General features: G+C 44.2%; 7 protein-coding genes. 1 reads left to right on the forward strand and 6 read right to left on the reverse strand.

Translation table 11 applies throughout. From position 1 onward, the window contains the following. Window positions 1-114: 114 nt before the first annotated feature. From FX988_RS08350 to FX988_RS08375, 6 genes are all read right to left on the reverse strand, one after another. A complete protein-coding gene (locus FX988_RS08350; protein ID WP_160179198.1) occupies window positions 115-3,225 on the reverse strand; it encodes an efflux RND transporter permease subunit in 3,111 nt (1,036 codons plus the stop codon). Window positions 3,226-3,230: 5 nt separating this feature from the next. Further along, complete coding sequence (locus FX988_RS08355; RefSeq protein ID WP_160179199.1) at window positions 3,231-4,295, reverse strand: efflux RND transporter periplasmic adaptor subunit; 1,065 nt, start codon at window positions 4,293-4,295, stop codon at window positions 3,231-3,233. A gap of 364 nt (window positions 4,296-4,659) precedes the next feature. Continuing rightward, the gene (locus tag FX988_RS08360; protein WP_160179200.1) at window positions 4,660-9,183 is read right to left on the reverse strand and encodes an ExeM/NucH family extracellular endonuclease; all 4,524 of its coding nucleotides are present in this window, start codon (window positions 9,181-9,183) and stop codon (window positions 4,660-4,662) included. A gap of 705 nt (window positions 9,184-9,888) precedes the next feature. Continuing rightward, window positions 9,889-10,632: a choice-of-anchor H family protein gene (locus FX988_RS08365; RefSeq protein WP_160179201.1), complete on the reverse strand. Its 744-nt coding sequence runs from the start codon at window positions 10,630-10,632 to the stop codon at window positions 9,889-9,891. A gap of 120 nt (window positions 10,633-10,752) precedes the next feature. Continuing rightward, complete coding sequence (gene rraB / locus FX988_RS08370) at window positions 10,753-11,106, reverse strand: ribonuclease E inhibitor RraB (protein WP_160179202.1); 354 nt, start codon at window positions 11,104-11,106, stop codon at window positions 10,753-10,755. 32 nt (window positions 11,107-11,138) lie between these two features. Next, a complete protein-coding gene (locus FX988_RS08375; protein ID WP_201751642.1) occupies window positions 11,139-11,858 on the reverse strand; it encodes a 1-acylglycerol-3-phosphate O-acyltransferase in 720 nt (239 codons plus the stop codon). Window positions 11,859-12,042: 184 nt separating this feature from the next. Here FX988_RS08375 and FX988_RS08380 point away from each other — a divergent pair, with 184 nt between their 5' ends. Next, the gene (locus FX988_RS08380) at window positions 12,043-13,182 is read left to right on the forward strand and encodes an HD-GYP domain-containing protein (protein WP_160179203.1); all 1,140 of its coding nucleotides are present in this window, start codon (window positions 12,043-12,045) and stop codon (window positions 13,180-13,182) included. Window positions 13,183-13,212: the final 30 nt, after the last annotated feature.

A 13,212-nucleotide genomic window follows, 5' to 3' on the forward strand; every position in this document is an offset into this window, starting at 1 on the left:
TTTGTCGCATGTGAAAACGTATTTTGTGGAATGTCCACTGAGTAGAGCATAAAAAAGCGGCATGAGTGTTGTCACTCATGCCGCTTTTAATTCGCTTATTTCATTCGATAATAACTAGAAGTCATCACCCTTAACGTAAGGTATTTCATCTTCGAGTTTTTCTAACTTATGGGTGATAGCCAGTGGCGAGCCTGTGTTACGTGCTAACCAATAGTAAGCAGTGGGAACCACAAACAAGGTCAGTAGTGTTGATACAAGTACCCCAGCGAATATCACCATACCGATGACCGTTCGACTCTCTGAACCTGCCCCACTTGCAAACACCAGTGGTAACGAGCTAAAGATAGTCGTAAAACTGGTCATCACGATAGGACGCAGGCGCAGCATAGCGGCTCGTTTAAGGGCTAATTCAAACTCAGCACCAGCATCACGTAGTTGATTGGCAAACTCTACAATCAGAATACCGTTTTTAGCGGCCAGTCCAATTAACATTACCAAACCAATCTGGCTGTATATATTCAGCGTCATACCCGCAAAATATAGCCCGATAAAGGCCCCCACTAACGCCAATGGCACAGTGAGCATGATAACCAGCGGGTGCACCCAGCTCTCAAACTGTGCAGCAAGAATCAAATATACGATAACCAACGCCATTAGAAAGATAAATATAATAGAGTTACCCGACTCCTGATAAAGTTGAGATTCTCCTTTGTAATCTACCGACACGCCTTCGGGTAATTCGGTATCAACAATATTGTTTAGGTAAGCCAGCGCTTCACCCACCGTGTAACCGTCAGCTAGATTCGCATCTATGGTAATGCTGCGCATACGATTGTAGCGATTTAAGCGCGACGACGTAGCGCGCTCTTCCACTTGCAGCAAATTATCCATTGGGATCAGTTCGCCAGTTCTAAATGAGCGCACATACAAATTATCAATGCTCTGTGGGCTGCGATAATCCTCACGGCGGCCCTCCAAGATCACATCGTATTCTTGGCCACGATCCAAGAAAGTCGACACACGGCGTTGTCCTAACATGGTCTCTAAGGTGGTGCCTATATCACTCACTGAAACACCTAAATCAGCTGCTCGCTCGGTATCAATATTTATCAATAATTGCGGCAAGGTTTCTTTATAGTCAGAATCTAAGCGCAATAAATTAGGGTTTTCTTGGGCAATCGAGAGCAACTTATCACGCCATCCCACCAGCTCTTCGTAAGTGTTTCCCTGAAGCACAAACTGAACAGGTCGACCAACCCCTCGCCCACCAAGGCTGGAACGCATTATGGCGAACGCTCGCACATCAGGGATCACAGACAGCTTCTTACTGATTTCGTCCATTAATTCAAAAGTTGAACGCTTCTTATCGTCTCCAATGGGCGTACCTACAATGGCGATACCTGCACTGCTACCAAAGCCAGGTAAGCGCACGAGTACGCGTGTAGCTTCACCACTGTCTAAATAAGGTAAAATAATCTCTTCAACCTTCTTCATGCTTCTGCTGTTCTCTTTAAAACTCGCCCCTTCAGCCGCTTGAATCTGAATAAAGAAATTCCCTCTGTCTTCTTTAGGAACGAATTCACTGGGTAAAATTTCGACTAAACGCAGCAAGCCAACTACGCTCACTAAAATGAGTAGGGCCATTAAAATCGGTTGGTGAATGGTTCTTCCAAGTACTTTGAAATAACGCCCCTCAAACTTGGTAAACGATCTATTCATCCAACTATTCAAGCCAGTCGTTCGCTTACTTTTTGTCAGTAACTTAGAGCTCAACATAGGGATAAGCGTTAAGGCGGTGACACTTGAGAACGCTACCGCCGCAGCAATTGCTAGCGCAAACTCGGTGAATAGTCGCCCAATATTTCCTTGCAAAAATACTAGCGGAACAAATACCGCAATTAACACCAAGGTTGTGGCGATAACCGCAAAACCGACTTCCCGTGCGCCTCGATAAGCTGCCAGCAAAGGTGGCTCGCCAAGTTCGATGCGTCGCGAAATGTTTTCAAGTACAACGATGGCATCATCCACCACCAAACCGATCGCCAAGACTAGTGCTAACAAGGTGAGTAGATTAATTGAGAAACCTAAGGCGTACATTACCGTGAAGGCTGCCACCAAAGAGACAGGTACAGTGACTGCTGGGATAATGGTGGCGCGCACATTGCCTAAGAAAAGGTAAATCACCAATACAACCATCAGCATGGCAATGGCTAAAGTCTCATACACTTCATTTATTGAAGCTTCAATAAACACCGAGGAATCATAACTCGGTACAATAAAAATATTATCCGGCAAGGTCTGCTGAATTTCATCTATCGCTTCTTTTGCTGCTCTTGCTACCTCTAAGGTATTGGCTTTTGATTGCTTAGTAATACCTAAGCCAATCATGTTCACGCCATTACCACGAAACTCTGTTTCGTCGTCTTCTGCACCAAGCTCAACGGTGGCCACTTCGCCTAGTCGAATCAGATAACCGTCTATCCCAGCTTTAACAGGTAATTTCGAAAAGTCTTCTGGACTTAAATAACTGCGCGCAACACGCACATCAAAATCACGTTGATTAGATTGGACTTCACCCGCTGGCAGTTCAACGTTCTCAGCACGGATTACTTGCTCAATATCGGCAACGCTAATCCCTCTTGCTGCCATTGCATTACGATCTAGCCATACCTTCATTGCGTAGCTACGACCTCCCCCTAAACGGACGTTAGCCACCCCTTCTGCTACGGATAAACGGTCAACAAGATAACGATCAGCATAGTCAGTCAACTCCATAACACTCATGTTATCGCTGCGTAAGTTATACCAAACGATCACATCGTCATCTGAGGTGGATTTTGATACCTCAGGAGGATCCGCCTGATCCGGCAGGTTATTCAAAGCGCGACTTACTCGTTCACGTACATCATTTGACGCAGCATCTATGTCTCTTGAAAGATTAAATTCAACGTCAATAGAAGAGCGACCGTTTCTACTGGTCGATTCAATATTTTTTATCCCTTCGATACCACTGATCCGGTCTTCTAATAGTTGGGTAATACGGCTTTCAATAATAGCCGCAGAAGCCCCCGTGTAGGTGGTATTAATTGACACTATGGGTGGGTCGACATCTGGGTACTCGCGCAAAGACAAAAAGGACACAGCAACAATGCCGAATACCACTAACAGTAAATTAACGACGGATGCAAAAACAGGGCGCTTAATGGATATATCAGATAGCAACATTGGACTTATCCTTGAGAAGTATGCGTGGACAGTACGTTAACAGCTGACCCGTCGCGCAGACGTAACGCCCCTTCGATAACCACTTGGTCCCCCTCATTTAAGCCAGAAACTATCTGCGCAACCCCTGGTTTACGTAACCCGACTTTCACTTCTTGACGCTCTACCTTGTCACCTTTAATGACAAATACAAACTGCTTATCTTCAATTGGCACCAAGGCTCCTTCAGGTAAGGTCAATGTATTAAGAATGTCCTTTTCAAGGTTAATTTGCAGTAGCATACCAGGTCGAAGTTTTAAGTCTTTATTGTCGATAATGGCCCGAATTTGGATAGCACGAGTAACAGGGTCTACACGAGAAGCAATACTTGATATTTCACCTTCGAAGGTTTCGCCTGGATACGCTACCGAGGTGGCAGACACTTGTTGACCTTTGCGCACACTGGGTAGGTGAGACTCAGCAATAGTAAAGTCCATTTTAATCACGTGCAGGTCATCTAATGTCGCAATTAAGTCGCCAGGCATAACAAGCGCTCCTAAGCTGACTTGACGTACCCCCAACAAACCGCTGAATGGCGCTCGTAGTTCAAGTTCTTCTAACTGAGCTTTCGCAACTTCTAACTGTGCCTTCAGGGCTTTTACATTGGCCTCTTGTTCATCTAATAATTGAGCTGAAGCGACGCTTTTTTGCGCCAGATTATCAATCCGTTTTAGCTGACGCTTTGCTTCTTGCAAATTGATATCGAGTTCATTTAAACGCGCTCGTTCTTCACGATCACTCAACTTAATGAGTAACTGTCCTTTTTCAACCAAGTCACCATCATCAAATTCGATGCTTTGCACAACGTCTGATTTTTGCGCCGTCAACATGACAGATTCATTCGCATTTGCCGTGCCCAGCGCTTCAACCACAACAGGAAATTTCACTTCAGACACAGTGTATGCTGTCACTGGCGTCGCAATTGATTTTTTCTGCTGTTGCGCTGTATCGCTTGGAAGGTATAAATATATCAATAAGCCACTGGCCAAAATCAGTGCGATTAAAATGGGTGAAAATGAAATTCCTTTGGACATGGAGAAACCTTTTTATAGTGTAAATTCTGAGTGTATGCTTTCTACGACTAAAGCCGTAATTTGGCCTGATAGTACGTTAATTTGTTGCACTTACTTAGTAACATTTACGCTTTCTTACACTTTTTATTTAACCAAGTTATTGAACTGAAAAGTAAGGTAATTCATCGCATTATGTGCCGTTAAATTGCACCAAAAAAACGCAAAACGAGCACAGTAAACGAGCAAAGTCATGCCTTTAATAATTGGGACATTTGACATTTTTCTGACGAGTAGTGCTAGCACGAGTGCTCAGACATAAAAAAAGGCGCTCTACTGAGCGCCTTAAAAAAACCTAGATAGCTAAGTTTTCGCTATGTTTATTGGCTTAGTTCGTAGCACAACGTGAACGAGTACACTTACGATACATCAATAAAGCATCTCGTATTGTCAATTGGCCGTCTCCGTTAAAGTCAAAGGCCATGTTAGATGCAGAACCGCTGCGAATATCGGCAAGCAAGGCTTGTATATCAAGTTTATCCACATCACCGTCACCGTCATAGTCACCCTCGACCACTTCAACGTCTGACTCCAGTAGCAGTGAAATAACAACTGGGTCGTGATCAGACATGCGATAGGCATCAGGCGCATAGTAGTCGATTATCTGTTGATCAGATTTAAACTCAACGTTGTAATCAAATACGATGGGTTCATCAGCATTGATGTGCCATTCAGTGGTATCAACGACCTTATCTACTAGTGCTGCGCTAGCTAGTGCATGGTCGAGATAACCAAATTCACCACCAAATGAGTACGAGTATGCTTCATCGCCACCAAATTTATTGGCAAGATTGGTATAGCCTTGGTCTAAAATCTCAAGAATAGGATCTTCCATTGCATAGGCATTCAAATCACCAATAATTAACGTTGGCGTGTCAGTGAACTGCTGTGACAAGAAAGTCGTTAAGGCTTCAGCAGCTCTAGTACGAGTCAGGTTACAGTTACCTTGCCCTGTCGTCGTATCATCATCGCCAGCGCCACAACTTGACCCTTTAGATTTGAAATGATTTACGCTAACAACCAGCTCTTCGTTGTTTGCCACTAAAGCAAACTTTTGATTTAACGCAGGACGATTCTTAGTGTCTAAGAATAACGGGCCGTCCTCATCAGAAATTGAATTGCTACTATCCAAAATGGCCGGTTCACCAATGGCAGAAACAACTGCAGGCTTGTAAATCAACGCAACGGTTATCGCATCCGTACCGATTGAGCTACCCGCATCAACTGCTGCATACGTGTTAGCACCCAATACATCGTTTAAACCAGAAACCAAATCTCCCACTGCGCTGTCTGCACCAAATCCGTTATTCTCGACTTCCATCAAACCTACGATATCGGCGTCCATAGCAAGTAAAGCAGCTAAGGTTTTAGCACGTTGACGCTCGAACTCTACTTCGCTATCAGCACCACGACATTCTAGATTAGATGGGCCACACACATTCGGGCTAACATCTAGCGTGTTGAAGTAATTCAATACGTTCAAGCTTGCCACCTTGAGGTTACCTAACTCAAGATCAGGTGCGTCAGTTCTTGGATTACTAGCAACAATCGTCGGTTGCTCAACTGGAATAATACGATACAGACTAAAGCTAAAGTCCATTACGCCAGTCAATGCCGTCACCGTATCTCCACTGCGAAGCGGGTTACTGGCTGACAAACCACCAGCAGGATAAACCACTACCTCAGGGTTTTGACCATTGACGCCGTCATCTAACGTAATCTGATTAAGCTCATTTTGCTCTGCTAACGCGACGGCTTCAGGGCTGCCCGCGGCGAAGAGGTTAGTCGGTACAAATCGACGACCGTTTGACAACAACACTTCACCAAATCGCCCTAAGCTAAAGGTATCCGTCACGGTTAACGCATCAGAGCTGGTGACTAACATACCTTCTAGTGCTTCCATTGCGTCAACAGAATCAAAAGGTAGAGTCATTGGAGTCGCGGTGACAGAGCCAGTACCACAAGCTGGATTGATCTCAGAAGCAACAAGCTGAGTCTTATTAAATGCTTCTGCAACGTCACCAATCACACGTACTAGGCTTCCGACTTCAGGTAAAGCCAGTGATGGGCTGTAAACAAAAATACCTTCAGATGTTGCACTGTCTGCATCTTGGTCGCCATCTTCTTCTTGTACAAAGTAGCCACTAAGATTTGGGAAGCTAGCGGTTACGACACCTTCAATGATATGGGTTTCACCCACAACTGGCGAAATATCCGTTGTCCCTTGGATCGCGCTGATTAAGGTAGCAGGATCGGCACACATACCCAGTAAAGGCGTTTCGCCATCACCACCGCCATTATCGCCACTTCCGTTACCACCACCGGCAAAACTTGCAAGTGGGAAAGGAGTAGACACAGTCGCATTGTCGCTAGAGCCATCAAGTGCATTAGTGCCACTAAACGTCCAGTTCGCTAATACAAAGGTACTGCCATCAGGGCCTGTATCAGCAACCCGATATGCCCAACCATCTAAGTAGTCCCAAGGCTGGCCAGTTCCGTCGACATTGATATCTCCGAATACGTCAACTACTTCACCGTCGTGGAACAATTCAATGGCGTCATCACCGTTGATACCTGCGGCGTTCGAAACGTAAGTTGGCTCAAACCCAAAATAGGTATTGAAACCTACTGTCTCGGTAGCGACATAAAAATATTCACCAGCAGAAGCTGAACCAGAGAACGTAAATTCTTGCCCGTCTGATCCACCACCGTTATTTGCAGAACCAAAACCAAATACGCTTAAATCTTGTATATCGGTTACCGCATAGAACTCAATCGCTTTTGGCGTTCCACCCGATAGAGGGCCGTCAAATACGCCAGATATTAAAAGGACTTCTTTACTGGTGTATGAACCGATTGGGAACTGACTAGCAGCCGTCCCATTGCTTGTTGCGCCATCCAATGCATTGGCGCCACTGAACACCCAATTACCAAGTGTAAAGGTTGAACCGTCAGGTCCTGTACTAGCAATGCGATATGCCCAACCATCTAGGTATTCCCATGGTTCACCATTGCCATCGACGTTAATATCACCGAACACATCGACGACTTCATCACCACAGAATAACTCAATGGCATCATCACCGTTTATTGATGCAGCGCCAGATGTACCTGTAGGTGCAAAGCCAAAATAAGCTTCGAAATTACTGTCTTCAGACGCGATGTAGATAAAATCTCCGGCTGATGCAGAACCAGAGAACGTATATTCCTGGCCATCAGTGCCACCACCGTTGTTAGCTGACCCGAAACCGCATGTGCTTAAATCTGCGATATCGTTGCGCACGAAAAATTCAATCGCTTTAGGTGTACCACCGGTCAAAGGCCCGTCAATCACACCTGAAATGACGATATCGCCCGCTGTGGCGGAGCCACCAGTGTCACCACCTGTATCGCCACCTCCAGTGTCACCACCGCCTGTATCACCGCCATCGGTACCACACGCTGGGGTTTGATATAAAATATCAACCCATTCAGGATGATCGATATAAGGGTTGCGATTGCCTTGATACTCATAAATAGTATCGTTACGTAGTTGCTCTGCAGCATCTACCGGATCTGCATAGTGCCACTCAACTAAGCGACATAAACGTCCCAACTCAGCGTCACCGCTTGCAGTCAAACGATCCACTAAAACAAGATCTGGTGTCGAGTCACCTAAACCTTCGTAACGGGTGTCCATGTAGAACATCATACGCGCGACATCACCTTTAACGGCATCACGCGGCTCGAAAGAATCTCCATCTACGCGATTACTAGGTGCTTCAGCTAATGCATTGTCACTGTTGTCAAAATCTAAGTTGCCACGAGATGAGTTAACCGAGATATCGGTAGGACGTAAATGATGAATATCTGTGTATGCTTCTTGAGATTCATTCGGGAACCCGTGGCTTTTCGCCCAACTGTGTTCACGATTCCAATTATCAGGATCACTGTTCTGGCTGCCACTGCCGTTACTTGATTTGGCAATTGATGTTCCTTTGTACCAAAGGATAACGTTATTGGAGTTGTTAGGATCTTCATCTGTGTGAGTCAGTGCAGTCCACACTTCGCTATAAGACAGATTTTTATGCCCTTGAGAGATAACATCTGTAATCGCACTTTTAATCGTTGTCGCCGAGGAGTTTGCATTTACTTCAGCTGTCACTGGTGCATAGTAGCTTTCACTATCAAAAGTACTTGAGTCAGCGATTGGCTCAAGTTGTGGGCAGTTAAAGCATGGTGCTGTTGGGTCGGTTTCGCCACCTGAACCGCCACCCGTATCACCACCGTCTACTTCTTCAGCAAACGACTTTAACGGAAAAGGGGTGGATGCTGTGGTGTTATCGCTTTGGCCATCAAATGCATTGGCACCGCTAAATGTCCAGTTGCCTAATGCAAAGGTGCTGCCGTCAGGACCAGTATCGGCATTTCGATATGCCCAACCGTCTAGGTATTCCCAGGGTTCGCCATTTCCATCAACGTTTATATCACCGAATACGTCTACCACGGTGCCATCGCAGAAAAGCTCTATGGCATCATCGCCATTGATGTTGGCGGCATTATCTGTGTACGTCGGTTCAAAACCGAAAAAAGCGGTGAATTGAGGTGATTCAGACGCGAGGTAAATATAAGTGCCTGCGGTTGCTGCTCTAGCGGGGAAAGTGAATTCTTGATTATCGGTGCCGCCGCCATTATTAGCCGAACCTACACCGCATGTGCTTAAGTCGGCAATATCTTGGGTCACGAATAATTCGATGCCTTTAGGTACCCCACCCGTTAGCGGGCCATCAAAAACCCCCGTTATAACAAGCTCCCCTGCTTGCGCTGCGGACGCACTTAAAAGCGCCAGCAGTGCTGGATATTTTAATTTCATAGTTTCTCCTGAGAATATTATCGCCAGTTATCCGGCTTTTTATAATTTTATAGGGCCGCAATGTTCTTCTATTTCTATGACATCTATATGACGATAAAGAGACCTTTATCGAACAGCACCTCATTTCGATACTGTCATATGCCTGTTCAATATTCCAGCACACTTGACCAAATAGTCAGCAATTAGTTAGTTTTAGGGCACTTTCTTTACCAATCAATAAGTTGGTACTAAATTACTACTGCTAATTTGTGGGGATAGCGCGGAAGAATAGCCGCCGTGAAATATCAGAGCGAGATGAGCGGGTACGACTCAATAAGCCTAAAAAATAAAAAGTGAACTGCTTAATGGCAATGTTTATAGCACCCAACTCAAACAGTTTCACTCTCAGATGTTCGGCAAAATACGTTTAAAAATGCCCTGTGGGCGTTATCTAAAACGACTAGGCATATACCAATTCCAGTAAATAATTAATCACTCAGCGACAATTTAAAAGGACTGATTCAAGGCGCTTAACTGATAGCCCTTTATTAAAAACTACCTGTGCTCATTCGAGTTTGAGCAGCACAGAGTAAATCCTTTTAATATTCGCTCGAAAGGAATTCCCCAGCAAGTCTTGCACTGCGTTATCGGTATTTGAACGGGAACAACCATTGCTACACACCGACGCCTTGTTCAAAACCCGCTGGATGAATTCTGAGAGGGAAATTATTTGATGAAACTGGTATTCACTAGGCGCACCAGCAGAATAGGTAACAATAATAAAGCCAGCCATCCCATACTGCCACCGTTAGCCTCGATCACCACAACATCAGGTTCAACATAAATCACTTCTTTATCTTGGCTTTCGATACTCACTAGGTATAAATCAGCATCGTTGTAGCCGTCATACACGGCGACAAGTTCATTTGAGTAAGCATCGTAAACTTCAATTAAAAACTCATAGTCATCAGGATAAAACCCACTTAGCAACTCCGTTTCAACTGTTATTTGGTCGTGCGTGCTGTCTCCCTCAATGTAAAAATCTGAAGTGGTGTGGTATTCACGAAATGTTTCATCTACACCAAGGTACAATCTTGCATACACTTCGCTATGGGCATAAATCGAATCAATATCGAAATCGAGACTGAAGTGGTGATAAAACCCGTCATAGTCACTGTCTGTATGCAATGTGACATAGGCGTCATATACCCAATAATCTTGGCTAACGTCCCGAGCAGCAGGACGAACATCGACCTTCCTTGCCACTTGCGATTGACGAGTAGCCTTAGCAGAAACTTGTGGCCCCTCTGGTAAATTGCTTTTTACTGTTGATGAGGACTTTGTAGAGGAGGACAATGTGTTGTCCCCTTGAGAATCAGTCGATTTTGCTGACCAAGATGATTCACTAGCCTGAGCTGATATGCATAGTATTGCGCTAAATAAGACACTGTGAACAATTGATATTTTCATGATGCACTCCCTAAATTGATGTAGGGAGTGTCGGTTTTTCACCATGAACAAACGCTGAAGAAAAGCTTACTGAGGATTAACCTCCTTGCTCAGCATGGTATTTTACTGTCTAAAAGACACCTAAGACTCAATAAAGTAAGTACCCCATCCGTCAAAATGGACCTTTTGCTTTTGCGCAATCGCTAACAACTTAACGGTATCAGCGTTGATTAACTCTACATCCAATAAACGCTCAACAACCGCGTCAAAGCAGAAAATAGTGCCCCCATCATCAAGCATTAACTCTTCAGCATCTCCCACCTCAAACCCCGCTTTGAAAGCGTCCACCGCGGCTTTTTCCAGAACATCAAAATTTTCACCAGCAAAGTGATATTCAATTGTGTGTGGCTTAGTACTGTCACTGCCATCTTCAATCAAAGCTTCTACTGTCTCTTGATTAAACTCAAACCATTCTGCTTGTTCGTCTGTACTCATGTGATGTCCTGTATTCAACTTTAGCCATTAGTTTATCTGTTGCCTGCGGCAACTTCACTGTCTAATTGTGCTATTTTTTCCGCCATCAATGTATGAAAATGTTCAGTCCATTCTTTAACCGTTCGCTCGCCGCTTAAATCAATTGGCTCACCGACATCAATGATCAAGGTCCCGTTGTCCCACCGGTTGAGCTTTATTTTATTCTCTAAATTACTTGCCGCTACAATCACTATCGGTCTTTTGGCTATTTTAGCGATGCGTATCGCGCCGGATTTAAAAGGCAATAGCCCGCGGCCGTAGCTTCTTGTTCCTTCAGGAAAAAACCATACCGACAGCTTGCGCTTTTGCATTTTTCTCACTGTGTTTTTTAACGTATCTAACGCTCTGCCAGAGTTCTTTCTATCGATCATAATATTCCCTGACAGCCAATAAACTTGACCAAAAATTGGGATCCATTTCAGGCTCTTTTTCCCCACAGTCACCGTGCCCTTTAAAGCCGCAGCGCAAATAGTAAAAATATCGAAACTATTTTGGTGGTTCGCGATAAATACATAGGGGCCATTACGTTGAGCTTCAGGGGCAATACGTAAGTCGATTTTAAGTCCCAGCAACCAACACGTAGAACTGTACAACTTGCCTGCTAGGTAAACGTTATCTCTATGAAAGGGGCGAAAAACACAAATTAACACCAGTAACAGGTTGATAAAAAGGAAGTAAAAGAAAATACTGACAATCCGAAGCAAAGCTAACACGGGTATTCCTATCATTAAAATGGCCGCTGATTATACCTATATTTTGCCAATAGGATGTCTGATCAGTGTTCAATTTAAACGTTATAACATTGATTTTAAGTTAAAAATCTCATTATTATTATTGGCCAGCCGATACCAATGAAAATAATATCGTAAACATACCAGGGTTAGGGCGTCAGTATACATGCAACAGTTTACTCATGAAGATCTGGATGAAGACATCCTTACAGACTTACTCGAAGAAATTAATGAACTCTATGAAGCCAGTGAGCAAACCCTAATAGAGCTAGAGATAAAACCAACCGATAAAGAGCTTCAGCGCGCTTTGTTTCGCTCTATTCACACGATAAAAGGTGATTTAGGCTTGGTTAACTTCACACCTATGATCCCGCTTTTACAGCATGTAGAAGACCTCCTAGATTACCTTCGAAAAGGGCAAATAGAATACACCAGCAATATGAGTGATCTTGTGTTGTTAAGCATGGACAGGGTCAAAATATTTGTTGAAAGCTGCATTCAAAATGGCAAAGCAGAATACGATGCAGGTCTGTTTAACTTGCTGATTTTACAGATTTCTAAAATTAGTCCATCAAATGGGGCTGAACATGAGAAAATATTATCGGAAGCCGTGTTGCTATTGGATCCTAGCTTGGATGTGCGCGCTTTTATCAATAGCGAAAGTGCGGAAAATCACCGGCCTCCCCCATCTAATCTAGCCACTACAGGTATTCCTAAACACTTAACTGAGCAGAAGCGTGGCGACATTTTGTTTTTCCGAGAGTTAATGAAACCGATAGAAAAACGCTCGTCCTATTGGCTAGGTCGCGGTGATCGTATTGCAAAATTAGCGGCTTATGTAAATAAAGTCGCTGGTATGCCTATTGATGAAGATCAACTCGCGGTAGCCTGTTACATGCATGATTTCGGGATGGCATTTATGCCAATAGAAATCCTCCATAAAAATGGCCGAATGACAGAGTCTGAATTCAATTTAATGCGTTCTCATGTGTATAAAAGTGCTCGTTTATTAGAGCATTTAGATCACTGGAATGAAGCGCGTAAAATTGTAATGCAGCACCATGAGCGAATGGATGGCAGTGGCTACCCTCTAGGATTAAAAGAAGTCGATATTTGCGATGGAGCAAAACTACTGGGGATTTTAGATACATTTAACGCCATTACCCACACACGGGCGCACACAACCCAAGCGGTACACCCTAAGAAACGCGCCGTTATAGAAATAAATCGGATTAAAGAGGGTCAGTTTTGCCCCAAATGGTTAGGTATGTTTAATCGCGCAATGGCAGTATTGTTAACCAAGTAAATGCAGAAAACGCTTTGGAAAGCGAAGCTC

Origin of the sequence: Paraglaciecola mesophila (genome assembly GCF_009906955.1) — a bacterium.
Lineage (GTDB): Bacteria > Pseudomonadota > Gammaproteobacteria > Enterobacterales > Alteromonadaceae > Paraglaciecola > Paraglaciecola mesophila_A.